General features: G+C 40.4%; 23 protein-coding genes. 14 read left to right on the forward strand and 9 right to left on the reverse strand.

Annotated elements, in window-relative coordinates:
• Window positions 1–95: 95 nt before the first annotated feature.
• Together AN944_RS11820 and AN944_RS21775 are read left to right on the forward strand one after the other, a co-directional pair.
• Window positions 96–782 carry a LysR family transcriptional regulator gene (locus AN944_RS11820; protein ID WP_200913371.1) on the forward strand — a complete coding sequence of 229 codons (687 nt, stop codon included), beginning with the start codon at window positions 96–98 and terminating at the stop codon, window positions 780–782.
• A complete protein-coding gene (locus AN944_RS21775) occupies window positions 752–997 on the forward strand; it encodes a hypothetical protein (RefSeq protein WP_200913372.1) in 246 nt (81 codons plus the stop codon). Before AN944_RS11820 ends, AN944_RS21775 begins: the two co-directional genes overlap by 31 nt.
• A 146-nt stretch (window positions 998–1,143) precedes the next feature.
• On the opposite strand, the gene AN944_RS11825 is transcribed toward AN944_RS21775, so the two are convergent.
• Window positions 1,144–1,902, reverse strand: coding sequence for a hypothetical protein (locus AN944_RS11825; RefSeq protein ID WP_055024821.1), 759 nt, complete (start codon window positions 1,900–1,902; stop codon window positions 1,144–1,146).
• Between the two features lie 330 nt (window positions 1,903–2,232).
• On the opposite strand from AN944_RS11825, the gene AN944_RS11830 reads away from it, so the two are divergent.
• The 3 genes from AN944_RS11830 (at window position 2,233) to AN944_RS11840 (ending at window position 7,617) form a co-directional block, all read left to right on the forward strand.
• Window positions 2,233–3,786, forward strand: a complete 1,554-nt coding sequence (locus AN944_RS11830; protein ID WP_055024822.1) for an amidohydrolase family protein — start codon at window positions 2,233–2,235, stop codon at window positions 3,784–3,786.
• A gap of 341 nt (window positions 3,787–4,127) precedes the next feature.
• Window positions 4,128–4,970, forward strand: a complete 843-nt coding sequence (locus tag AN944_RS11835; RefSeq protein WP_055024823.1) for a polysaccharide deacetylase family protein — start codon at window positions 4,128–4,130, stop codon at window positions 4,968–4,970.
• Between the two features lie 139 nt (window positions 4,971–5,109).
• Entirely contained in the window at window positions 5,110–7,617 is a 2,508-nt protein-coding gene (locus AN944_RS11840) for a cache domain-containing protein (RefSeq protein ID WP_055024824.1), read from the forward strand.
• Here AN944_RS11840 and AN944_RS11845 read toward each other — a convergent pair.
• On the reverse strand, window positions 7,614–7,952 hold the full coding sequence (locus AN944_RS11845) for a hypothetical protein (RefSeq protein WP_055024825.1): 339 nt from the start codon (window positions 7,950–7,952) through the stop codon (window positions 7,614–7,616). The two genes, AN944_RS11840 and AN944_RS11845, sit on opposite strands and share 4 nt — an antisense overlap.
• A gap of 839 nt (window positions 7,953–8,791) precedes the next feature.
• Here AN944_RS11845 and AN944_RS11850 point away from each other — a divergent pair.
• The 3 genes from AN944_RS11850 (at window position 8,792) to AN944_RS11860 (ending at window position 11,209) form a co-directional block, all read left to right on the forward strand.
• Window positions 8,792–10,183 carry a hypothetical protein gene (locus AN944_RS11850; RefSeq protein WP_055024826.1) on the forward strand — a complete coding sequence of 464 codons (1,392 nt, stop codon included), beginning with the start codon at window positions 8,792–8,794 and terminating at the stop codon, window positions 10,181–10,183.
• Window positions 10,184–10,246: 63 nt separating this feature from the next.
• Entirely contained in the window at window positions 10,247–10,819 is a 573-nt protein-coding gene (locus tag AN944_RS11855) for a DUF2971 domain-containing protein (RefSeq protein ID WP_055024827.1), read from the forward strand.
• 72 nt (window positions 10,820–10,891) lie between these two features.
• Complete coding sequence (locus AN944_RS11860; protein ID WP_144430182.1) at window positions 10,892–11,209, forward strand: hypothetical protein; 318 nt, start codon at window positions 10,892–10,894, stop codon at window positions 11,207–11,209.
• A 217-nt stretch (window positions 11,210–11,426) separates the two neighbouring features.
• On the opposite strand, the gene AN944_RS11865 is transcribed toward AN944_RS11860, so the two are convergent.
• The 3 genes from AN944_RS11865 to gloA all read right to left on the reverse strand — a co-directional run bounded on the left by AN944_RS11865 (window position 11,427) and on the right by gloA (window position 14,254).
• Window positions 11,427–12,278, reverse strand: a complete 852-nt coding sequence (locus AN944_RS11865) for a DMT family transporter (protein ID WP_055024829.1) — start codon at window positions 12,276–12,278, stop codon at window positions 11,427–11,429.
• A 441-nt stretch (window positions 12,279–12,719) separates the two neighbouring features.
• Window positions 12,720–13,820, reverse strand: a complete 1,101-nt coding sequence (locus AN944_RS11870) for an alkene reductase (RefSeq protein WP_055024830.1) — start codon at window positions 13,818–13,820, stop codon at window positions 12,720–12,722.
• A 56-nt stretch (window positions 13,821–13,876) separates the two neighbouring features.
• Window positions 13,877–14,254: a lactoylglutathione lyase gene (gene gloA, locus AN944_RS11875; protein ID WP_055024831.1), complete on the reverse strand. Its 378-nt coding sequence runs from the start codon at window positions 14,252–14,254 to the stop codon at window positions 13,877–13,879.
• Between the two features lie 255 nt (window positions 14,255–14,509).
• On the opposite strand from gloA, the gene AN944_RS11880 reads away from it, so the two are divergent.
• Complete coding sequence (locus AN944_RS11880) at window positions 14,510–14,728, forward strand: hypothetical protein (protein WP_055024832.1); 219 nt, start codon at window positions 14,510–14,512, stop codon at window positions 14,726–14,728.
• Between the two features lie 369 nt (window positions 14,729–15,097).
• Here the strand turns inward: AN944_RS11880 and AN944_RS11885 are convergent, their stop codons facing one another.
• The 3 genes from AN944_RS11885 to AN944_RS11895 form a co-directional block, all read right to left on the reverse strand.
• A complete protein-coding gene (locus AN944_RS11885; protein ID WP_055024833.1) occupies window positions 15,098–15,589 on the reverse strand; it encodes a tyrosine-protein phosphatase in 492 nt (163 codons plus the stop codon).
• Window positions 15,590–15,724: 135 nt separating this feature from the next.
• Complete coding sequence (locus AN944_RS11890) at window positions 15,725–16,891, reverse strand: aromatic ring-hydroxylating dioxygenase subunit alpha (protein WP_055024834.1); 1,167 nt, start codon at window positions 16,889–16,891, stop codon at window positions 15,725–15,727.
• Between the two features lie 12 nt (window positions 16,892–16,903).
• Window positions 16,904–17,104, reverse strand: a complete 201-nt coding sequence (locus AN944_RS11895) for a hypothetical protein (protein WP_055024835.1) — start codon at window positions 17,102–17,104, stop codon at window positions 16,904–16,906.
• Window positions 17,105–17,234: 130 nt separating this feature from the next.
• On the opposite strand from AN944_RS11895, the gene AN944_RS11900 reads away from it, so the two are divergent.
• From AN944_RS11900 to AN944_RS11920, 5 genes are all read left to right on the forward strand, one after another.
• Window positions 17,235–17,819, forward strand: coding sequence for a TetR/AcrR family transcriptional regulator (locus AN944_RS11900; protein WP_055024836.1), 585 nt, complete (start codon window positions 17,235–17,237; stop codon window positions 17,817–17,819).
• Between the two features lie 72 nt (window positions 17,820–17,891).
• Window positions 17,892–18,479 (forward strand): hypothetical protein, encoded by a 588-nt coding sequence (locus AN944_RS11905; RefSeq protein WP_055024837.1) that lies wholly within the window; start codon window positions 17,892–17,894, stop codon window positions 18,477–18,479.
• Between the two features lie 9 nt (window positions 18,480–18,488).
• Window positions 18,489–19,379 carry a sterol desaturase family protein gene (locus AN944_RS11910; protein WP_082420002.1) on the forward strand — a complete coding sequence of 297 codons (891 nt, stop codon included), beginning with the start codon at window positions 18,489–18,491 and terminating at the stop codon, window positions 19,377–19,379.
• A 657-nt stretch (window positions 19,380–20,036) separates the two neighbouring features.
• Complete coding sequence (gene katG, locus AN944_RS11915; RefSeq protein ID WP_055024839.1) at window positions 20,037–22,217, forward strand: catalase/peroxidase HPI; 2,181 nt, start codon at window positions 20,037–20,039, stop codon at window positions 22,215–22,217.
• A gap of 393 nt (window positions 22,218–22,610) precedes the next feature.
• Window positions 22,611–23,099, forward strand: coding sequence for a zf-TFIIB domain-containing protein (locus AN944_RS11920; RefSeq protein WP_055024840.1), 489 nt, complete (start codon window positions 22,611–22,613; stop codon window positions 23,097–23,099).
• Between the two features lie 166 nt (window positions 23,100–23,265).
• On the opposite strand, the gene AN944_RS11925 is transcribed toward AN944_RS11920, so the two are convergent.
• Complete coding sequence (locus AN944_RS11925; RefSeq protein ID WP_144430183.1) at window positions 23,266–24,258, reverse strand: hypothetical protein; 993 nt, start codon at window positions 24,256–24,258, stop codon at window positions 23,266–23,268.
• Window positions 24,259–24,381 lie beyond the last annotated feature (123 nt).

Here is a 24,381-nt window from a genome sequence, read left to right on the forward strand (position 1 = left end):
GCTAATAATATCCAGTCTTCAATTATGTTAATAATATCCAGTCTTCAATTATGTTAATAATTTAGAGCCTTATGCAACCAACCTCGGAGCGGCGAATGAATTTTAGTCTAGAGCAGCTACAAGCTTTCGTGATTGTTTATGAGGAACAATCAATCAGTAAAGCCGCAATCAAACTCAATAAACACCGCACGACTGTTGGACAAGTGATCAGCAATTTAGAAGACCAAGTAGCAGTGACCTTGTTTGAACGAGGCGCTCGAAATGTCACCCCAACCCACGAAGGCAGTTTACTGTACCATTACGCTAAACAAGCCTTAGAACAAGTCAAAACTTTCGATAAAGTCGCGCTTAGCCTTTCTTACGGCGAACTTGATTCAATTACAATCGCTTATAACAGCTTTATTCCACACACAGCCTTGTCATTGATTAGAGCGCAGCTCACCTCTGACTTTCCTAATATGCGGGTGCGTCTATTAGTACGGACTCAGCAAGAGATCCGAGCGGGAATTGAAGATGAGTCTATTCATTTTGGTATTGTGAATATCACGAATGCCAGCGCCATGAGTAATTTAGATTATGTCTTACTCGGCCAAATGCCTTTTGCTCCATATGTTAATCGCAATAGTGATATCGCCAAGCTCGATAGCAATGAAGTGTTTACCGCGCTGCAATCATCAAGACAAATTATTCTAAAATCTTTTTTAGATGAAAATATGGCAAAAAAATCACCTTGTCACCCCATTATGATGTTGTGGATCAATTGTCGCTCGCCATCAAGTTAGTCAACGATAATTTAGGCTGGACCTTACTCCCAAATCATCAAGATCATGCCAACGCCACCAATGAGCTACTGCAAATACAATGTCCGCAAATTAGCGATGACTATTACGTTCCACTGGCTTTGTGGAGTTTAAAAACAAAACCCATCATTGAAGTGAAAAAGTCGATAAAAGCGGCGTTTGATCGATACATATCATTAGGCCAGCAGGTTCAATAGCAATCCTTTACTGAAAACATGCTCGTCATAAAAAACACGCAATAAAAAAGCGACTCAACGTCGCTTTTTTACATCAGTTACATGGCAATCAACACGAAAAAACCGCACTACATCCTGAATAACCGCCAGATAAGATTGGCACTCAATTAAAAATAAGCCTTGTATAGCGCCCAAACTACCGTCTCATCAGCTGAGTAATCAAAATGAGTTGATGACGTACTTGCTAGTGTATTTTCAATCTTAATCTGACCCCAACGAGTTTTGTCTTGGCTTAATGGTGTTGCGACTTCTAATGTGGTTTTTAGCACCGATGTTTCAATACTGCCTGTCATGTAGGTATATTCAGGGTTAATCATAAAATAGGTGCCATCATTGCCCGTTTTCAAAATCAAGAATATATCGCCTGTTGCCCCATAAGTTGCCGTGTCTGACTCCCCCATCATCTCGACAAAATCATCACTGTATTCACCACCTAGCACGCCCGCTCTTACGAATAAATTAACCTTGTCACTCGGTAACGTAATCGATGCAATTCCGCCAATAGCCGCCGTGGTAAAAGCATCATTGTTAATCATATCCAATGACATCGCGACCTTAGGTACGGCTGTACTTTCTAAATCAAACACATGAAAGTATTGTAAACGACTGTCGCTATACTCACCTTCATTGTTCATCGTCCCTTCAAGCGTCAGCATTCCTTCTTGGGTGGGACTGACACTAAACGAACCTGAAATAGACACCTTCAAGTCCCCTTTATTGCTCATCGCGGCGTAGCCAGATGTCGTTGCTTTGGTTAAATCAGAAGGGTCATGTTCAGGCTTTTCTTCGGCAACGATTGCCGAGGAATAAGTGCCAGTAAACATTAGTGAGCTCAATAAAAGTGTTGCTAAGGTCGATCGTTTCATTAGTGCTATCTCCGGTATTGGTGTAAACCGAGATAGTAAAACCACTTCTTAAATCCAGATAATCGCCAAGCGATGATAATTTCATCACCACAGGTTTCAATGCAGTTAAAACATCCACATCAAAACCCGCCACTTGGGAATAAAAGCCTTTCTATTACACAAAAGGTACACAAAAGGGGGCAGTTCCCTCCTCCGAGATAATGATTAAACCCTCCCTAAGAGATATCACTTTTTTGCAGTTAGCCAGTAAATTACTCGTCATTCAACAGGCAAACACGCTGCCTGAATACGATGGATTTAATGTTCATCTTTCTAACTCGAGGAATAATCATGAAAAAAGTCAGCAAAATCACTCCATTGGTTATCGCAATGGCACTCATTGGTGGTCAAGTTCAAGCACAAGACTTTGATATTGTCATCAACGAAGGACGCGTGATGGATCCTGAAACAGGTTTTGATCAAGTCGCCAATATTGGCATTAAAGATGGTAAAATTTTAAGCATTACCAAAGACATCATCGAGGGTAAACAATCAATCAATGCCAAAGGTTTAGTGGTTGCGCCAGGGTTTATTGACACTCACTCTCATGTATCAAACATTCCATTTGGCCAAAAATTACACTTACGTGATGGTGTGACGACCCCGTTAGATTTAGAGGTGGGTTCTTACCCTGTTAATGCTTTCTACGATCGCCTTGAAGGAAAATCGATAACCAACTATGGTACATCGGTATCACCAGCAGGAATTAGAGAGTCAATTGTGAACCCTGATTATAACTCGCGAACAGGGTCACTGGTCACCGACTTATTTGAACAACACGAACATGAGCATTCTCATGCGACATTGGAAGTAGCAACATTTTTGCCTAACAAAGAGCAAATAGAAAAAATTAATAACAAGGTCGCCCAAGAAATGGGGCAAGGTGCCATTGGTGTTGGTGTCCCTGTCGGTTACATGTCAGCAGGCACGACCTCTGCAGAAACGATCTCTTGGCAAGAAACCGCAGCCCAATATGGTTCATCAACCTATTTACATGGTCGATTCTCAAGCCAAAAACCGGCAACGACTGGTATTTTAGGCTTCCAAGAAATGATCTCAAATGTTGGCATTTATGGCGGCGGCTTACTGATCCAACATATCCACCAACAATCATTAGAGAAAACACCTGAAGCATTAAAAATGATTGCAGATGCGCGTAAAGCTGGACTAAAGGTTTCAGCAGAGGTTTACCCATACTATCAAGGTGCTACTATTGCTGGTGCAGATTACCTCGTCCCTGATAACTATGGTCCAAACATGGGTAGAACGTATAAAGACATTATTGAAGTGGCAACCATGAAGCCGTTAACCAAAGAGCGTTACGATGAGTTAGTGGCAAACAACCCAAGTGCATCAGTAATTTTTGCAGGTATTTCTAAGCAAGGTATGCTGGAAGCGTTAGTGGATCCAAATGTTCATGTTGGCAGTGACGCGATGCCGTTAACTATCCCTGCTACTGGGCAAATGGCTGTTGACTTTGACACCCCTTATGAAGGCTTACAAGGTCACCCTAGAGCTGCGGGAACTCATGGCAAAGTATTACGTTTAGTGCGTGAGCAAAACATCATGCCACTCATGACTGCTATCTCTAAAATGAGCTACAAGCCTGCTAAATACTTACAAGAAAACGGTGTGCATGCGATGGAAAATAAAGGCCGTATTCAAGTGAACAAAGATGCAGACATTACTATTTTTGACCCTACAACCGTAACAGATAACGCCACGTTAACCGATGCAGGTTTACCAACAACGGGGATTCCCTATGTATTGATTAACGGTACCGTCATTGTTAATGACTCTGTGGTATTAAAAGATATCTACCCAGGTCAAGCGGTAAGAAACTAAGCGTTTTATTGTTCTCAACAAAACGTATAGGGGCGTTAATGATTGCATTAACGCCCCTTTTTACTGTGTTCACTGCGCATCATTTATTTATATCTCTAGGCACCATTCATTACATGAATAGCCACACGCCATAAATTTGATTGCTTTCATGGCTGGCATTGTTACTTTATAAACACGTTCACGCTGACGACTAAGACGAAACCAGCTTTTTTCTTAATGAGCCGCTTCAGTCAGTGGTGTTGAAACTTGATGGCTATTAGCTGAAAAAGCAATTCAATACACCATTACAATTCGATACAGCATTACAATTCAATACAGCATTACAAGTACAAGGATTAGTTATGTTGCGCCAATATCTTGCATCAGCCATCACCCTTTTGGCGTTATCGAGCTTTCAAGTCACTAGCACTGCATATGCTGCAACAAACCTAGCTACAACAAACCAAGCAGATCTAAAATGGCCAAACAACTATCAAGCTGCGGTGAGTTTATCTTATGATGATGCACTACTCAGCCAATTAAACTACGCGATTCCAGCGCTAAATAAGCATGGTTTTAAAGCCTCTTTTTATCTCACGCTATCTAATTCTAGTACCCAAACAGCGCTAGCGCGATGGCGTGATATTGCCACTGATGGCCACGAACTGGGCAACCACACCTTATTCCATGCCTGCAGTAAAAGTATTGAAGGACGAGAGTGGGTCGAGCCTCACAATAATATTGATACTAAAACCGTGGCGCAAATGCAGCAAGAAATCGAAACCGCCAATACCTTCCTCCAAGCCATAGACCAACAAACTGAGCGTACTTTTACGCCGCCATGCGGTGATTTTTATGCCGCAGATGGTAATTATATTGATGCCATACGTGAAAACTTTGTCGCAATAAAAGGTTACAACCCACAACTGGCTCCAAAGTTCGATTTGCTATTAATGCCTGAAAATGTAGATGGCGAAACCTTGATTAATTTTGTCAAGCAAGCCCAGCAACAAGGGGGCATTGCCAACATATTATTTCACGGCATTGAAGAAGATTACTTAAGCGTCAGCAATCAAGCTCACAATGAATTACTGCAGTATTTGAGCGATAACCGAGACATCCTGTGGGTCGACACTTATCGGAATATCATGGGGCATGTTAACTCAGCACTTAACCTTGATGAAAAAGCAACCAAGCCTCATTAAATACCATCAATAGCTTGATGATTCTCACATAATCCAAAGTAATTGATATCGATATTATTTATCTTAATAAGGGGCGTTGAGTTTTGTTCTATGTTTAGTCTAAGCTAAAACAGAAATTAAAGGATATTCAAGGAAGATTATGCTGCTATGGAATGACCAAAAACTGATTAACTTAATCAAGTATGCCCCTGCGCTAACGGTATGCTTTTTTATGATAGTGATCAATGCGGTCATCATTCATGACAACCAACAAAAAGAAAATGAAAGCATCCTATCCCTTCGAGAAGACGTTATTTCTCGTCAGAAAAAAGAGATTAATCAACAAGTAAATCAAGTCATCAATGTCATTCAATTCAAAAACAACCTGGTGTTATCACAGCTAAAACAGCAGTCCAAATCACGGGTCGATGAAGCCCACTCAATCGCTCAAAGTATATTCGTCAATAACCCTGACAAGCCGAAATCAGACGTCATAAAAATGATTATCAATGCGTTAAGGCCGATACGCTTTAATGATGGCAGAGGGTATTTTTTCATTTTTGACATGCAGGGCAATAATATCCTGCATGGATTAAAGCCCCATTTGGAAGGCACCTCAGTATGGGATGCCCAAGATTTACGCGGCACTTTCATCCTGCAAGAGCACATCAATAAAATAAAACGCCAACAAGGTGAAGCCTTTTATCATTGGTGGTACCAAAAACCGGGGTACCCAGCCACACAAGAATTCGAAAAAGTCGGCTTTGGTAAACAATTTACCCCATTTAATTGGTTTATCGGGACTGGAGAGTATGTCGCCGATGTTGAAAATGATGAGAAGGCAACCTTACTGAATTGGATTTCTGAATACGACTACGGTAATCATCAACGCCTGTTTGTCATTGACAAACAAGGTCACTCACTCGCTAACCCTATCACGCATAACGAGCATGCTTTTATTGAGCGCCATGAAGATACAACGCAACAAATGGTTAAACAGCTACTTTCCCAAGTAACCACTGAAGGTAACTTGGTAGAGTTTGATTTATCGAGCCAAACAGAGTTTGCATTAACCCCTGTAGAAATCACTTATGCCAAACTGTTTGAACCATGGGGCTGGGTTGTTGGCTCTCACTTTAATTCCCATGATTTTGAAGCTTACCTTATGAGCAAGCAAGAAGCCTTGCTGCTCAATAACCACGAGAAATTAATGAAGGTACTGACATTAAGTATCATCTCCACTTTTCTCATGGTGGGAGGCTGTTTATTTGCAAGTAACCTTATTGCGAATCGATTCAAAAAGTTTAAACACCGTATCGAAAAGGATTTTACTAAGTTAGCCAACTCAAAAGCCACCATGAAACATATGGCAATGCATGATGCATTAACTGGGCTTCCTAATCGAATGTGTTTATTAGACAAGATTAACCAAGATCTTAAATCTGCTAAAAAACACCATAGAAAGCTCGCGCTAGTGCTGATTGATATTGATAACTTCAAAAAGGTTAATGATATTTATGGCCAATCATCAGGAGATGAATTACTTAAAAAATTAAGCCAAGCCCTAGCGCAATCAATTGAACCTATCGATACCTTGGCACGCTTTGGTGGCGATGAGTTTGCATTTTGCTTTCCTAACTTAGATAACAACCAACAAGTTCATCAAAAAATTGCGCTAATACAAACGATCTTAAATAAAGCCTATACGGTAAATAACACTGAACATATGATTAAGTGCAGTATTGGTATTAGTATGTACCCCTCAGACAGCCAAGATCCTGAAGGCTTAATCCGAAAAGCAGACATCGTACTTTATAAATCTAAAACCAATTTAAACGGCTCAGTCACATTCTTTAATGCAGAAGTCGATGCTCAGGTCAGTTATGAGTATCAACTTGAAGAGCAACTAAGGGAGGCATTAGACAACAATGAAATTAGCGTCTTGTATCAACCTCAAATCAATACCCGCAATGTGAAAATACAAAGCGTTGAAGCGCTTGCTCGTTGGAATAACCCAAAGCTTGGTTCAATTTCACCCGACGTGTTCATTAACCTTGCAGAACGAACCGGACTGATTATTGATATTGGCTTATTTATTTTCCGTAAAGCCTGTGAAGATATCTTAGCAACATCGCCCAATGGGCATGGTGCAATCAATGTTTCAATCAATATCTCACCTAAGCAATTAGTGGATATCAACTTCGTAGAATCAGTGACCCAAATCGTCAGTGAAGTGGGTATTGATATTCATCGTATTACCTTAGAAATTACTGAAAACTTAGTGCTTCAAGATTTAAAAATGACCGCCATAATTTTAAATGAATTAAAGGCACTAAAATTTGGTATTTCCCTTGATGACTTTGGCACCGGCTACTCTTCATTGAGTTATTTAAACGAGCTACCGATTACTGAAATCAAAATTGATCGATGCTTTATTAATAATATTAATAGCAGTAAGCAAAGTAATGCACTCGTAAAAGCAATTTTTGCCATAAGTGAAGCTTACAACATCAGTGTTGTCGCTGAAGGTGTTGAAGAAAAAAGGCAGTTCTTAACGTTAAAATCATACCGATGTGACCTCATTCAAGGGTATTACTTCGATAAGCCGCTGACAGTAGAGCAACTACAACAAAAGTACTTTACCCCTGAGTTTGCATCACATGGTTAGTCCATTCGGGTAATAAGCGTGTGTTCGTCATCCACAAAAGCAACAAAGCCGCCGTGATAGATAAACACCCGACCACGCCCTTCAACTATGCAGGCAAGCTGTGGGTTCAGATCTTCTTCGTTATCCTGACTTTGAAAGGTTCCCGTGTCAGTGATTACGCCGCTGAATGTAGGCAAATATCCATAACTGCGCTTCGCTTGATCAATCAGGCTCAATTCGCTGGCGCTTGAGAAACAAGATGGAATAGCGCCTGCTTCTTCAATAAACATCGTTTTCAGTTCTTCAAAAGCGGTAATCACCAGCCAGTCGATGCCGTTAACATGATGGATAAACATAGAGTGTCTCGTTAATTCTGATGCAAAGATTTTATCACTATCAGGGGAGAACCTAGTAGCGGTTTAGTTACTAAAACACGTCATTCGGTGCCATTTGGGATATTCACTAAGCCATTATTTGGTAAATCAACATCCTGTTGCTTAGTTAATATCAGTTTTAGACATATGGAATTTACACTGGATTTCCAAACTCCGTTTGGATTAACGTCGTGGGTTCTCTCTATTTCCAAACTCCGTTTGGATTAACGTCGTGGCGCTTCGCCCACACCAGAGCAAGAAGGGTGAAACTGCTCACCCCTCTTGATTCTTTATAAACCATAGTCCCAGCAGCTCCGGCGAAATTTAAACAGCAAAATTTCCAACGGAGAATCATCCAGCTTTAGACTTCGTTTGTAGTTCTAACGAGTTGGTGCCCAAAGTCTGTTTTATTATTTTGAAAAATCAAAGTCGTGGCGCTTCGCGGAAATATCACCTTATATTTTCTACTGTATTGTGCACTTGATCTGACTTTAAAGTACTAGAAAGATATACAGTCATAAATGTACGCAGATGATTCCTGAGTAAAGTGAGCAAAAATCGCGTACTTTATGCTCGATAAACGTCTATTTACCTGTTAACTTATTGAAATTAAAATGATTAAAAACAGGTTGTAGAGACCTCTACATCAAAGCGCTCAGTTTTGCGGGCTTGATATTAATAAAACAGGTGTTAAATTTTATTTTTATCTTTACTAAACAGTCGGTTGGCTTGGTATCCTTGCTACTAACTTGAATTTTAACAGGAACATTATCGAGCAGCTATATAATAAGCTGTTATAGCAAAAGGGATAATTGGTTGTTATGAAGAAAGCACTAATACTTGATCGGTTAGATAGAGGGACGATACTGACCTCTTTACAAGCTGGTGGCTATAATGATCAATTGAAGATACTTAAGTCCAAGGTGGAAAACTGGGAGTCCATTTGCGACATTTTGGATCAAGACGAAAAAAATGAAACCATAGTATTGGCAAAATTCACTGAATATGTACTGTTTTTATTTTGTCTACCTCAATATAAAGAAGTTGGTAAAAAACTATTGAGAAAGATTAAAAATAAGAATCATGCCATCTTTATTTACCATAATAATTTTGTTGGGGAGTTTAGCTGTAACAAGAATCAGCCTTGGCGTCGAGATGTTTTAGATATCGATGACGAGGATGATTTTGTTTCCACATTTAGCGGCGATTCTAGCCTTGAGACATGGCTAAAACAAAAATGTATCAGCACAGATAGTGATATATATGAAGTGAAAGTAAAAGAATTTGTAAAAGATATTAACAGGGCTGAATTTAATGTAATACCGTATCGAAAATTAGTCGACATTGAAATTGCAGGCCAGAACTTTATAGAAAGTGTGGATCAAGGGCTAATTTTTAGGGTGTACGTTCCTAATGAGCGTCTTTGGGCGAGAGAACTTGATCGCTTTGTTATTCTTTTTAGGGATTATGCTTCAACTGCAGTGAATAGTGATGTCAAGGTTGTTCAAAATAGAACAGGTAAAGGTGTTACGTTTTCTCTGTATTCAAATGATGGGCAGATTGATAAAGATAATATTGGCAGCCTGTTCGAAGAGTTCTCTACTTTTCTTGATCTTTGTTCAAAAGATGTTGAAGAGGCAACGCGATTACTTGAGAAATCAGGCATACCCAAGAAAGACTTAGGGAGAATTATTAATCGATACACAAAAGAATCTAAGCGATTAATTATCGACTTGAAGCATGAAAGAGAGAGCAAGATTCTTTGCATCAAGCAACGTTTTGAAAGTGAAATATTTGAAGCTGAAATTAGCCAAGATATTGCAGACTTTGTCGAAAGCTCCCTCCCCCAAACTTCCAGTCCAAGCGGTGTGCTACTAGGGTCATCACAAAATCAGATTAATGCGTCCGTAGTTAATATTACCAATAATCACATAGATTCGATGGAAGGTATTATTGCTAATGAAATAACAGGTAATATTAGTAGTACACCTGAAGATGAGCAGTTGCGTGCACTAATTGAAACTCACATAGTAACCACTGCTGAGAAGACCGAATTAAAATCTGCTCTTGATGAGCTTAAAGATGATTCATTATCTTCAAATGAGAGAACTATATCGTGGCAAAAACTGCAGGGATTTCTGGGTAAGGTCGCAGATAAAGTGGGTGATGTAGGTGTTCATTTACTGAAAAAGTATCTTGAACAGCAGATATAGCTATAACAAAGCATTGCAGCGGACAAGCCGCTGAATGCAGCGTTATGAGTCAAGGAGTGATTCGTGATCTACTATAAATATCGAAGTTTGGATAAAATAAAATTTTTACTTGATATCTTTTTAAACCAGCGCCTTTATGCTGCGCCCTATACTAGTATGAATGATCCAATGGAAGGTCATTATTTTCATCGTTCAGGAAAGCTCAGTCCTGAATTTAAATCGGCTTTAAAAGGTAAAAAAGACTCATATGGTATCGTTTCATTATCAGAGGTTAACGATAACGCTTTAATGTGGGCTCACTATGCAAATGGTCACAATGGCATAGCTATCGGGATTGAGATTTCTAGTCCTAACTATGAAATTGTTCCAATAAAATACGACGGCTTAAGTCATTTGACACAAAAATTTGAACATGAACCTGCTGAAGCTGCGAAACGCATTCTTTCACACAAATTAGAAATCTGGGATTATGAAAAAGAGCATAGAGTATTCGTTCAACACGAGAAATTTGTACCTGTAAAAATCAAGGAAGTTATTTTTGGTCGTAGGGTTAGCCCACACGATAAAGAGTTTTTCGAAAAGCTAATTAAAAAGCTATGCGGTAGTGAAATACAGATAAAATCAGAAAACGCATAACAAGGCGTTATACAGTAAGGGACTATGGGCGAAATATTCAAACAAAACAGTATTAATTTAGCCATTTCAACAATGACTATTTTATTTGGTTACTACTTCGATCTTGGTGGTGCTTCGTTTTGGTTTGGTGGACTTTTAGTAATCCCTGCAATTGCTATTTGGTTTCAGTTTAAATTCGCGCTTGGCAGTTTTTTGTTACGCCTCGGAATTGCTGTTTTACCTTGGTTAGCTCTGTGCATCATTGGTTTATTGTGGGCATCAAAAACAGAACATGATGGTCAGCGCGCCATGAATATGTTCTTTTTTGAAATGCTACTATATTCTGTTGTTGCAGGTGTTGTTGTAGTAACAGCACGCTTTTTCTTTCAAAAAACTAAAGCTCGGAGTTAGTTGCTGTATAACAAGTTACTCAAATACATGGAGAGTGAAGTGTAATAATTGGAATAATTGGAATAAGTTGGGCCAGAGTAAACTTAATTATTAGTTAGCAATGCTCGTAATATCCTTCTTCTACCTCACCCACTAATCGCTTATGAGTGAGCTGAGGGTGCAATTTCAAAGCTGTGAAAGTGTGCCGAGAAACTGAAACTAACCCTTTTAGCGGGCATCAATTGGGTCGTTTAGATAGCTTAATATACATAAACAAAGATAAAAAGATGACCAAACCACCTGCCAGTTTTTGAATTTCTATCGCTTCACCAAGCACCATTACACTCAGCATGAGTGTCCATATCGGCTCTAGGATCATGATGAGTGCCGCTGTTTCCATGTTTACCGAGTATTGTCCTAGTGTTTGCAGCAAATAACGCATCGATGTGGCAAAGACTGTCGATATAACAAACCACGCCAGTAAGGTGCTGTTTAGCTCAAAAGCGGCGGGTTGTGTAAAGAGCACGTAAATACCGCCCACGAGGCCGACGGTAAAGAGCTGTAAACAAATGGAATCTAATGGTTTTATACGACTACTGATTTTTTTGTTTAATACAAAATGCACCGATAAAAGTGCTGATGCAAATAAAAAGTACCACTGAGATTCATCCACCTGCCAACCATTGGTCAAGGTCATCAACATCATCCCCACTACGCTGAGTGGCAGTGCGTACCAAAAGGCTTTGTTGGGCTTAATCTTAAACAATAACCATGCTGTCATCGGTGCGATGATCATCGCTAGGCTCATGATAAATGCCCCTTCCGATAAACTTGCAGTCACAGATACCGCGTGTACCCATACCAGCAGAGCTAACCCCAAAAAGACGCCGACACAGCAAGCAAGTAAGATTTGCTTGGCTCTAAGTCGCCACAGGCTTTTATAACAAAACGGCAGCAGCACTAGACTTGCCAGCAAAAAACGACTGGCAATAAAGCTTTCACCGGGCATTTCAGCGACCACAATTTTCGAGGCAATCCAGCCAAATGCAGCCAACAAGGTGGCGATAAATAAAAACAATGCTCCGCGCATAAAAAGACTCTTATTGGCTGGGCGGTTGATCTTTCAAGGTTGTTTTGTCGCAAGTTTTGGATGCATCTTTGTGAATAAAAGGTGCCTAGATGACTAGATGACTAGATGACTAGATGACTAGATGACTAGATGACTAGGCATCAAGGCATCAATCCATCCATCTCAATTAAAACACTTTATTTCGAACAAAACTTAACCAGCAAATTTCAACAGGCCCTAGTGACGAATAATAAACTGAGGTTGTTATAAACGATAAAGACTCAGCTGACGAACAATGAATCAATAAACTGTGAAATCAACAATTATATCGAGTTTGTGTTAATTCATTTGTCAGTAATTGTGTGGCGTATTAAACATAAAAAAGCAATCTTGCATCTGCAAGGTTGCTATTTATTAGTCTATGTTAGCCTAAATACGACTGGGTTAACTAACCAGTAATTTTCATGATGGGCTGTATTCAGGGTAATCTGTTAGGCCTTTTTCATCGCCGCCAAATAAGGTAGCAGGGTCGTGTGCCGCTAACGGATAGCCATGCTTAATTCTATTCGGTAAATCTGGGTTTGAGACAAACGGACGACCAAAGCCAATCATGTCAGCTAAGCCATCATCAATGGCGTCTCCGCCCTTTTCAGCATCATACTTACCCGCATAAATTAATACCCCTTTATAAGCTTCACGAACCGCGATTCTAAATTCGATTGGCGTTTCAGGCGCGTCATCCCAGTCAACTTCGGCAATATGCAGATATACAATCTTGTGAGTCTCTAATAATGCTGCAGCTGCGGTGTAAGTCTCGACCGGTGTTGCATCAACGGTGCCATTAAGCGAGGTAAACGGCGCTAAACGCACGCCCACTTTATCAGCCCCGATAGCATCAACCATGGCAGCAACCACTTCACTTAAAAAGCGCAGGCGGTTTTCAATCGAGCCACCATATTCATCAGTGCGGTTGTTGGCTTCTGAATCGATAAATTGATTAATCAAATAACCATTCGCCGCATGCAGTTCAATACCATCAAAACCTGCTTCAATCGCATTCAGCGCCGCTTGACGGTACTCAGCAATAACAGCTTCAATATCAGCTTTGGTCATTGCACGTGGCTCAACCACATCAACAAAACCTGGTGCATTAGTACCATCATCAATAAATACTTTCACATTTTCAGCTTTCAGCGCTGACGATGAAATCGGTTGCTGACCACCAATATTTTCAGGATGCGTCACACGACCTACATGCCATAACTGAGCGAATATCACTCCGCCTTTAGCATGTACTGCGTCAGTGGTTTTCTTCCAACCAGCAATTTGCTCAGCTGAGTAAATCCCCGGCGTCCACGCATAACCTTGGCCCATTGCTGAAATTTGCGTGCCTTCGGCGACGATCAATCCTGCTTGCGCACGTTGAGCATAGTACTGCGCCATCATGTCATTGGCGACATTGCCTGGCTGTGATGCACGTGAACGTGTCATTGGTGGCATGACGATACGATTATTTAGGGCATGTTCACCTAACTGTATCGTTTGAAATAGTGAGTCTTTCATGGGAATTCCTTAAAATCGAAAACGGCAAAAATAATCTGAAAGCAAATATGATGACGTTAATCTAATTGGATTAATTCAATCTGATATTTGTCAGGATCTGTAATAAAGGCGATATGAGTTTCGCCGCCTTTAACTGGGCCTGGCTCACGAGTGACATTACCGCCCAATGTTTTAATCTTGTCGCAAGCGGCATAAATATCATCAACACCTAAGGCTAAATGACCAAAAGCATTACCCATTTCATATTCATTGGTGTCCCAATTATGGGTTAACTCGATAGTGGTGCCACCTTGCTCATAACCGACAAACACTAAGGTGTAGCGATAGTCTTTATTCTCGTGACGCTCAAGTACCTTCATACCCAACACATTCGTGTAAAATTCGATAGAGGTATCAAGATCAGCGACGCGTAACATTGTGTGTAAAAATTTCATAATTTGCCTTACAAAGTTGGCCTCAAACAAAAGTCATTAAGCTTGTTGCTTGAGTGTGCCTCAATGGGAATAACATCATTTTACGCCTATCAAATATAAAAATATAATTAGCATTTATTCTTATAATCATAATTTTTTGTTATCAAACGAGACATTCAATAGCAGGAAGAATCACTTAAATTGTGCCTGCGATATCAATGGATCCCATGGGATCATTTCACTACACTGTAGCTAAGGTTTAGATCGGAGTGGTTTATGTTTTTAACGTTTGATGTGTTTGGCAAAACCATGGCGGTATTGCGTAAAAACGAAGAATGGCAATTATTTTTAGATTCAGGAACGGGATTGCGATCTAGGATTTATGATGTGGTTATCCCCGCCGATTTAACTGAATCTGAACTGGATAAGTATTTAGCGGATATCTTTCATGAGAATGCCAAAGGTAATCAGCTAACTGTCAGCCGCATTAAGTAATTCTCTATCTTGGTTTGCTATAACAGATTAATCATTAATCTATCTTGATTTCGCCTGTGCCCTCTTCATTGCTCAGATAACAAACTATGCCACAAACCCTTACCAGTTCTAGGTTTCAGCCATTTAATTAGGATGGTCGGTCACCTGATTTTTTAATGCGCTAGCGTTGTTGGATTACTGTTCGCTATTGAGCTAATTACGTTTAATTATTTGTCAGCTCGACATTTATGTAGGGTTTTTAACCACTCGGTAAATTGACTTATTTGAACTGGCCACCGAATATTACACGCAAAAAAAGCGAACCATTGGGTTCGCTTTTTTACTTAAATACTCGCTCATATCGCCCAAGGGCAAGCTTGAATAAATCAGCTATGCATAGGCATGTAAATAAGCAACTTGGACAGGGTTTCTAAGGGCTTTCGGTCTGATATTTTGCACTTCAGCAACCACTTTTTCTACTGGCCAGCCTTGAGCTAATAAAATCAATCCAATGACCAAACCTGTTCGGCCAGTTCCGCCTTTACAGTGCACAGCAATTTTACCTTTATTGGCAATCAGCGCCAAAATTTGCGATCGATATGTTGCCCATGCAGCTTCAAAATCATCACTCGGTGCTGCATCATCAAGGATCGGAAGTTGCGTCCAAACGATATTATTATCGCTGCACACAGTCGGTAATGATTCAGCGTTATTAACAGCCATTTCTTTATCGAACATCAGTGTCAGTAACATATCTGTGCCGGCTTGCTTTAATGTGGCAACAGAGTCAGTCAACGACGCCTCTTTGGTGCCAGGGCAAGGGGTAAAAATCAGCTGAGCACCGTTATCCAAAGTTAATGCATCAAACGGATGTGTCGACATTATCATCTCCTAATTTTAGCGAATTATTTTCAGTGATTGGCGACATTGATGTAAGATCGTTTGCCAAAATTCAAGGGTTGTATTAAGTAGATTATGTCACTTGATACATTCATTTGTACAAGTAATTTAAACTTTTTACGAAACAAGTCTTGAGTCCCAATAGGGTTTGATGATGTTCCAAATAAGCTCCTGATGCTGCCGGATAGGCGCTTCTCCAAAACTTGCACTAGGTCCAAACTCAAATTGTGGACTAGTGAATGATTTTTGCAGCTGCTCGCATATGTAAATATCTTCTCGCATAAAGTCTGCCGATCCTAAAGGATGGTTTTGATCGAAACTTGCGTATTTCGGTTTCACTTTTTTGTCCCAAAAAGCCGCTGAACTTAGACTTTGTTTAAGGTAGTCAAGTGTGCCACTGTCCTTCATTTTAGTTCGAACAATAACCCTGCTCTTGGATGGCGAAATGGGAATAATGTGAAAAACAGACCAAGAGGACTCCAACTCAGCTAAACCGATTCCAGGAAATAACATCGGCACCCACACACCTATATTGTTCAGTCCAGATTGATAAACCAATGGTGAGGCAGCATTTTGTTGCAGGTTGCGTTGATAGTCATCAGTCAGTGGCTCCCAGAATTTAAAATGTTTACCCACAAAACCAAACTGAGCTTTTTTATGGTTATACATGTTAAGTGTGCCAGCATGGAGCTGAGCAAGGTGGTAATGGTCGATGTAGTTCTCAACAATCACCTTCCAGTTAGCATTTATGTCTTCAATAACCACACTGTCTTTAAATTCTACTAACGATTCAACCTCGTGGGGGCCTAATTGATTTTCTATTGGTCCAAACCAATCTTGTAAAGAAGTGGAATTGGGATCTGGGTGTACCCAAATCATGCCTCGCCAAATCCCAACATTGGCAGGTTTCAGGTTCAAACAATCTTTTTCAATACCAGTAAATTCATTTCTGGATTTTGGTAAGGACACAAGCTCACCTGATAACTGATATGTCCAGTCATGATAGGGGCAGGTTAACTTTTTCAAGCCACTTCCTTTACCTTCCAATAATTGGGTCCCTCGATGGCGACACATATTATGGTAGGCAAGCAGGTCTCCATGTTCATTTTTAATAATAACGATGTTACTTAGCCCAGCTTGCACCGTTAGGTAATCACCGGGGATTTTTATGTCCTCAATTAATCCAGCAAATGCCCATGTATTTGAAAATATATGCTTCTGCTCTAACTCAAAAAAGTGAGAGTCAATGTAAGCTTCAATAGGTAAACCATTATTTGAATTCATTTTTTCCTGCCACTACACAAACGGCCAATAAGGATAAATAAAACAACTCGCTGCAACGGCAATCCATATCAGCATGGTAAACCAATACATGGCTGGTTGAGTGTCTCTTTTATATGACTCCCAGATATACGCCTCACCTCTAACGAGGTCGAATAGCAACCAAAGAATTAACGCAAAGCCTAACCAATAAGACCAAGGTAAAGATAACCACATAACCACACTCCCCAATACGTTTATTTTCACTGTGACAATTTATAGCTTATATTGAACCAAAGTTAATTGTCAAGGTGACAATTAAAATCAAAATGCTATCATGTTAGCTTTGATGACTAGGGAGAATGGTATGGCAAGGCCGAGCATGGCGACTCAACGCCGAGAAGAAATTCTCGATGCCCTCGAAGCGTGTATATTGGATAAAGGTATTCAAGCAACGTCTTTAGAAAATATCGCCGAAACCGCAAATATGAAGCGTACTATTTTGAGGCACTATATTGGTAATAGAGATGATATTATCTGCGCATTAAGTGAACGTTGGACCTTGCGATACACGCAACAATGGCAAGAAGTACTCAATTGGCTCCCCAAAACAAATAGAGCTCAAGCCCTTGTAGATAGCCTTTTTAGCACGAGAACTAAGGAAATGGTCAATAACACCGTCATAGGTGAAGCGATATTTTCAGAGGCTAAAAGGTTAGAGACCATTAAAGCGCATCAGCAACAAATCATGCATGAGTTTATACAGCATTTAATTACCGAGTTTACGGCTCAATACCCAGAAGTCAGCCAAGAAAAAATTGAATTAATTGCATATGGTATTTATTCAAACTATTTAATGAGTGAATCCTTGTTACCTCTTGGTATGTTTGAAGAAATGTACAAGTTAAAGCAATCATCTGTTCTGCTGTGTGAGCAACTTGTTTTAAAATAGTTAATTTTCATGTTGACAATAAATATCCAAAAACGTAAATTGCACTGACTATTTTTTGTATAGGTGTCATTTATGAATTTGTTCAACTCGATATTAACCTCGGTATTGATAGTGATATTAGTCTGGGGCGCTGCTCTATTTCAAAGCCCTGATGCCAATGCGCTCATACAAGCATCTCCACAGCCCAATAAATCGATAACGTCAAACACTATCGAGCCTACATCAGTTGATTCAAACTCAACCCCTGCAATCAAGGTTAATCAGCAAATTAACATCGCGGGGATTAGACAAAACATTGCCATAGCTGATATCCACCAGCTTTGGCAAACATTCAATGATCAAGCAGAGTTACATGCCTCATTAGTTGTGCAGCCCACTAAAGTGTTTGTCTTATATTCAGCAATGACAAATAGCTTTGAGCGAGCTGATGTCACCATTGGCTATGATGTAAAAGAACTAAAACAACATCCCAACACATATAGTATTGATACAAAAAATGGCGACATTATTTTGCCAGAACACCCTTACACCGCTGCGCAATTGGCAACAGCCTGGGAGAAAATTGACTATAGTAAAACGGTCAACTTTGTCCTTGAAACTCACTTTTTAGATAATTCCGGCAATGCAACATCGACGACGATGCTTGTTTCATATCAATAGGGAGCAATGATGGATTATTTATCACAACTGTTTACGCCTAATGATGTGTGGGGATTAGAGGTCTGGATTGATAATTGGTTTTTTGTCCTCGCCATTGGGTTATTTATTATTGAACTGCTTCGATATGGAATAAAGAAGCAGTTCACTAAAAACCTGTTAGGGGACAGCGTAGCCAATTTTGTCACGCTAGGACTATTTGGGTTAATTATTACGATTGTTGCTGCGAGTTATGCTGGTGTATTTCTTTTTTCTTATGAACACCTTAGCCTAGTACAACTTCCTATAACGGGATGGACAATATTGTGTTGTATTTTACTTGCCGACCTTGCCTATTACTGGGAACATCGCTTTTTACACATGAATGGCTTTGGTTGGGCAACTCATACTGTGCATCATAGCTCTCCCCATTTTAATATTTCGGTGGCATACCGACACGGACCAATGGATTGGTTTTTTCCGTTGTTCTTCTACTTACCATTAGTCTTTTTAGGCTTTCACCCCTTTGTTATTTTTTTAGCAGAAATCATTGTGCAAGTATTCCAAACACTACTGCACACTGAAACAGTGAAAAAACTTCCACGCCCCATAGAAGCCATATTTAATACGCCTTCTCATCATCGAGTGCATCATGCGACCAATAAACAATATCTCGATAAAAACTATGCGGGCATGTTCATTATTTGGGACAAAATGTTTGGTACTTTTGCGGAAGAAAAAGAACCAGTGAAATATGGTGTTTACCCAAGAATAAACACAGTAAACCCCATTAAGGTGTTCTTTTCTGGTTACGTCACGCTTATCAAGCGGCTATGGCATGCCCCAAGCTGGCGTTACCGCATTCACTTACTGATAAAGTCCCCAACGTGGGCTTGGCAGCAGGAACAAATAAATAAAAAGTAGCCTGCTTAGACTGAGTGTATTTAGTTAAGGGGTTTAGTGTCTTGGTTAAGTCGCAGTTAGCAATGGAATTATCCTCAAGCTTCCGCATTCGTTTCGTTTGATTGGCAAATGAAGACACAAAAAGCGAACCTCGTCGTTCGCTTTTTTGTTTTTGCATCGATATCAACCTCATTGACGCTGACCAGCTTCATATCGACTCATAAGCAACAGCTGACACATAGCAACGAGAAAACTAGCGATTAATCTCATTTGCCTTACAACTTGAGCCGCTCTCCAAATACATCACCAAACCGTTAACTGACTGTTTTTAGATATTAAAGACTTGCCAATGTAAATTACTGCAAAGAACAACAGGATATTGGCCAAATATTGATCTAGATTTATAAAACGTCAAAACAGCCGTATACAATAATTCCGCTTTGAAATATTTCTTACTGTGTTTACCCCATGCTAAAAGGTAAAACACAAGTACGGCTTCAAAGTCAGCTTTAACATGTAGGCTCAGCCATCTGTTAACTAGCCGAGCCTGTATAACCGTTTCATTTCTCTGTCTTTTTAATGGTAACAACGATTTAAGTACGTTCAATCAAGAAGTCACCCAATTTAGTGGGAGTTCTTGATTATGTTTATCACATCACTCAGCAAGGAAATAGCGTAATGGATAGCTCAAAGTCAGCCGGAAAATGCCCTGTCATGCATGGGGGCAACACCAATCAACAAAGCCAAGATCAGCTATGGTGGCCCAAGTCGCTTAACCTCGATATTTTGCATCAACACGATACTAAAACCGATCCTATGCCCAACAGTTTTAGTTATGCCGATGCGTTTAATGCATTAGATTTAGATGCAGTTAAGCAAGATTTAATTGAGCTAATGACCAGCTCACAATCCTGGTGGCCTGCCGACTGGGGACATTATGGTGGCTTGATGATCCGCATGGCGTGGCACTCAGCTGGGACATACCGTATTGCCGATGGGCGCGGTGGTGCAAGCCGCGGTAACCAGCGCTTTGCTCCTTTGAACAGCTGGCCTGATAACGGCAATTTAGATAAAGCCCGCCGCCTACTTTGGCCGATTAAAAAGAAGTATGGCGACAGTTTATCTTGGGCAGATTTAATGATTCTTGCTGGTAACATGGCTTACGAGTCAATGGGACTTAAGATGTACGGTTTTGCTGGCGGACGGGAAGATATCTGGAGTCCAGAGAAAGATATTTTCTGGGGCGCTGAAAAAGAATGGCTCGCCACCAGTGATAACGAAAATAGCCGTTATTCTGGCGAGCGAGATTTAGATAATCCATTAGCAGCGGTCATGATGGGGCTGATTTACGTTAACCCAGAAGGGGTCGACGGTAAGCCAGATCCAATTAAAACCGCCCATGATGTTCGCATCACCTTTGCGCGTATGGCCATGAATGATGAAGAAACCGTCGCTTTAGCGGCTGGCGGTCACACTGTGGGTAAATGTCATGGTAATGGCGATGCAGCGCAATTAGGCCCTGAGCCAGAAGCGGCTGAAATCGAAGATCAAGGTTTTGGTTGGCTCAATAAACAACACCGTGGGATCGGCAGTGACACTGTCACCAGTGGTATTGAAGGCGCTTGGACAACAAACCCTACCCAGTGGGATAACGGATACTTTCACCTATTATTAAACTACGATTGGTGGACAACCAAGAGCCCAGCTGGTGCATGGCAATGGGAACCGGTCAATATCAAACCTGAAGATATGCCAGTTGATGTTGAAGACCCAACTAAACGCCATAATCCAATCATGACCGATGCCGACATGGCATTAAAATTTGATCCTGAATATCGAAAAATTGCCGAGCGCTTTTATAACGATCCCGACTACTTTGCCAAAGTGTTCACCCGAGCTTGGTTTAAACTTACTCACAGAGATCTTGGCCCTAAAGCTCGCTACTTAGGTAATGATGTGCCAAATGAAGAGCTAATTTGGCAAGACCCAATCCCTAGTAATCCTCATACTCTCAGTGAAACTGAAATTAATGAGCTTAAAGCGGCTATTTTACAAAGCGAGTTAACGGTGGCTGAACTCATTACTACCGCATGGGATAGCGCCAGAACCTATCGTGGTTCTGATAGACGTGGTGGTGCAAATGGCGCTCGTATTCAACTTGCGCCGCAAAACCAATGGCAAGGCAATGAACCTGAACGGCTTAATAAAGTTCTCGCGGCATTAGCAGCGATTAAAGCACAAAAGAATTCATCCATTTCGATGGCTGATTTAATTGTGTTAGCCGGTAGCTGCGCTGTTGAACACGCAGCCGCTCAAACAGGCGTTAATGTGTCAGTGCCATTTAGCCAAGGTCGAGGTGATGCAACCGCTGAAATGACAGATGCTGAGTCATTCGATGTTCTTGAGCCCATTCATGATGGCTTTAGAAACTGGTTAAAGTCTGACTATGTTGTGACCGCTGAAGAGCTATTGTTAGAGCGCAGTCAACTCATGGGGCTTACTGCAGCAGAAATGACGGTATTAATTGGTGGCATGCGAGTATTAGGCACCAACTATGGCGGTGAAACTCACGGCGTGTTCACTGATGATGTCGGTAAGTTAACTAACGACTTTTTCGTTAATCTCACTGACATGAACTACGCTTGGAAGCCTGTTGCTAACAACCTCTATCATATTGTTGAACGAGAAAGTGGGGTTCAGAAATGGACTGCGACACGTGTTGACTTAGTCTTTGGTTCTAATTCCATCTTACGTGCTTATTGTGAGCATTATGCGCAAGATGATAATAAAGCCAAGTTCGTGAATGACTTTGTTGCCGCATGGGTCAAAGTGATGAATGCCGATAGATTTGATTTATAATTCATTGGATTAAGCTACCCGCGCGAGCCCCCTTATGCTCGCGCGGGTAGTATTTTACCAAGGTAGTATTTTCGCAAGGATAATTTACCTCACAGACTCTATCTAATACTGGCTCTAGTCATTAGTGACAGTTTCCGCCACTGAAATGATTATTCGCAATTACTCTCTTATTCGAAACACTTTTAACGCTTACCCGTTTAACCACCATTCCATACTTCTCAACATACCTCTCTTGGCAGTTGACTAACCCAGACCCCTTAACTGCCTTCGTAATCAATTGACTAAACCTAACTCTATTTTAAAGCTTTACCAATACACCCATTAAAAGTAACTTAACAGCAAATTAATCTTTATAATGAAGCATATAAACCTAGCAGTTAAAGGAGTAACGACATGAAATGCCCAAGAACGGCGTCTGAACTAACACCTATCAAAGTCGGCGGTATAACGGTCGAGTTTTCCAAAGCCTCTGGTGGTGTCTTTTTTGACAATTATGAGCTGATGCATTTTGACGAAGAACATGAAAAGCGCGGTTCGGTGCTGGTAGAGCATTTATCTCAATTTACCCCATCTGCAATAGATTATAGCCAAAGAATTAATTGCCCGAAATGTCCCGATATCGTCATGCGCCGATATTTTTACAGTCCAAAAAATCAAGTAGAAGTGGATGAATGTCCTGGCTGTGGGGGGATTTGGTTTGACTATAATGAACTCGCAAAAATTAGGGAGCTCTTTCCTAATCAACAGGATCGAGACAAAGCTGGCAAAGACTTTGTACTTGCTATGCTAGAGACTAATATTCAGAAAAACCATGATATGAAAATACAACAAAAAGACGCATTAGCTCAAAAATTACAACGATTATTTATGAGCGTTTTTTAAAAAACATTCGTGATATCGACGGATTTCTATAAACTTAAAAAGCGAACCAGGAGGTTCGCTTTTCAATGTAAGGCAGTGACAAAATCAAATCATAATCAACAACTTAACTTAACTTAACTTAACTTAACCAGCACTGTTAGTGACTCACATTGATATGATATCAGTTTTATGGTTTTTCAATTAAGTCATAAGGCGTGCCGAGCGGATTGTTGTATAACGCTTTAAGCACTGCTTTGGCTCCATCCCCCCAAGCTGCGCCATGACCATAATCTTCAAAATGATCGGCAAGGCCGATCAAGTGCCCCAACTCATGATCAATAATGCTATTACTGACATTATTCAGGTTATTGCACGTGCCCGATACTACGCCTAAATTGACCCACACAAAGCCTTCATTACTCAAATAACCCTCTGAGTCTATGACTTGTGATGGAATGTAGTTTGTTTTAGGTGCATAGCTCACCGAGCCTTTAGAATCACCACAGTTTTTGTAAACCACATTGGAGCCAACAGACATAATAATGCCACCTGCAACATGTGGATTCTCTTTAATCAGTTGTTTATAAGAGGTAGCAACACCATCTGCACTGAACTTACTGTCATTCGTCATATAGCTGCCGTTATATAAATCATCTCGGCTAACAGCGAATTCATCCTCTACATGAATATCGACATACAGTATTTCACGTTGAAAAATCCGCTGACCAATTGTGCTTTCAATACGTTTTGCAGAATCAATCAATCGGCTTTCCCAGTCACTGCTGTAGGAATAGGCTTTATTAATAATCAGTGGGATCAAATCTTGTTCAGGGTTTGTGGCTTCATTGAAAGTTTTAAAACGCACGGTTTTATTATCTAAATCAAGCGCCTGATAGTTTTCTACCCAATCCTCATCGTACCCTACTCGGCCATCAAATGATGTCTCTGCACACACTTGCACAGCAAGGCTTCCATTGAAGCAATAGCCTAGACGAGGACTAATACTTGGCAAGTCGTAGTCCATATACGCACGACCTTCAAAGGCGGTGTTTTGATCGTATAAAGCGCCATTTGATGCGGTTAGACTTTTTTGAATGTAGCTATTATTGATATCAACATCATCACAACCCAGTAAAAACACTACTGAAGCAGCTAACATCGTCACTTTTATCTTTGTCATTATCATGTCACTCTGAAAGAAATATTTTGAGTTTATTGTTATTTCTCATCATGTTAATCAACCTGAATGACAAACAAGCCTAAAACCGCCAAAAACATTCTTATTCAACAGCTTAGTTACAAA

Origin of the sequence: Shewanella sp. P1-14-1 (assembly GCF_001401775.1) — a bacterium.
Classification (GTDB): domain Bacteria; phylum Pseudomonadota; class Gammaproteobacteria; order Enterobacterales; family Shewanellaceae; genus Shewanella; species Shewanella japonica.

Coding starts and splice junctions, on each gene's coding strand:
- AN944_RS11905 (WP_055024837.1), top strand. CDS start 17,892: ATGAATTTGTTCAACTCGATATTAACCTCGGTATTGATAGTGATATTA.
- katG (WP_055024839.1), top strand. CDS start 20,037: ATGGATAGCTCAAAGTCAGCCGGAAAATGCCCTGTCATGCATGGGGGC.
- AN944_RS11870 (WP_055024830.1), bottom strand. CDS start 13,820: ATGAAAGACTCACTATTTCAAACGATACAGTTAGGTGAACATGCCCTA.
- AN944_RS11890 (WP_055024834.1), bottom strand. CDS start 16,891: ATGAATTCAAATAATGGTTTACCTATTGAAGCTTACATTGACTCTCAC.
- AN944_RS11850 (WP_055024826.1), top strand. CDS start 8,792: ATGAAGAAAGCACTAATACTTGATCGGTTAGATAGAGGGACGATACTG.
- AN944_RS11820 (WP_200913371.1), top strand. CDS start 96: ATGAATTTTAGTCTAGAGCAGCTACAAGCTTTCGTGATTGTTTATGAG.
- AN944_RS11835 (WP_055024823.1), top strand. CDS start 4,128: ATGTTGCGCCAATATCTTGCATCAGCCATCACCCTTTTGGCGTTATCG.
- AN944_RS11830 (WP_055024822.1), top strand. CDS start 2,233: ATGAAAAAAGTCAGCAAAATCACTCCATTGGTTATCGCAATGGCACTC.
- AN944_RS11840 (WP_055024824.1), top strand. CDS start 5,110: ATGCTGCTATGGAATGACCAAAAACTGATTAACTTAATCAAGTATGCC.
- AN944_RS11825 (WP_055024821.1), bottom strand. CDS start 1,902: ATGAAACGATCGACCTTAGCAACACTTTTATTGAGCTCACTAATGTTT.
- AN944_RS11900 (WP_055024836.1), top strand. CDS start 17,235: ATGGCAAGGCCGAGCATGGCGACTCAACGCCGAGAAGAAATTCTCGAT.
- AN944_RS11865 (WP_055024829.1), bottom strand. CDS start 12,278: ATGCGCGGAGCATTGTTTTTATTTATCGCCACCTTGTTGGCTGCATTT.
- AN944_RS11910 (WP_082420002.1), top strand. CDS start 18,489: ATGGATTATTTATCACAACTGTTTACGCCTAATGATGTGTGGGGATTA.
- AN944_RS11845 (WP_055024825.1), bottom strand. CDS start 7,952: ATGTTTATCCATCATGTTAACGGCATCGACTGGCTGGTGATTACCGCT.
- gloA (WP_055024831.1), bottom strand. CDS start 14,254: ATGAAATTTTTACACACAATGTTACGCGTCGCTGATCTTGATACCTCT.
- AN944_RS11920 (WP_055024840.1), top strand. CDS start 22,611: ATGAAATGCCCAAGAACGGCGTCTGAACTAACACCTATCAAAGTCGGC.
- AN944_RS11885 (WP_055024833.1), bottom strand. CDS start 15,589: ATGTCGACACATCCGTTTGATGCATTAACTTTGGATAACGGTGCTCAG.
- AN944_RS11895 (WP_055024835.1), bottom strand. CDS start 17,104: ATGTGGTTATCTTTACCTTGGTCTTATTGGTTAGGCTTTGCGTTAATT.
- AN944_RS11860 (WP_144430182.1), top strand. CDS start 10,892: ATGACTATTTTATTTGGTTACTACTTCGATCTTGGTGGTGCTTCGTTT.
- AN944_RS11880 (WP_055024832.1), top strand. CDS start 14,510: ATGTTTTTAACGTTTGATGTGTTTGGCAAAACCATGGCGGTATTGCGT.
- AN944_RS11925 (WP_144430183.1), bottom strand. CDS start 24,258: ATGACAAAGATAAAAGTGACGATGTTAGCTGCTTCAGTAGTGTTTTTA.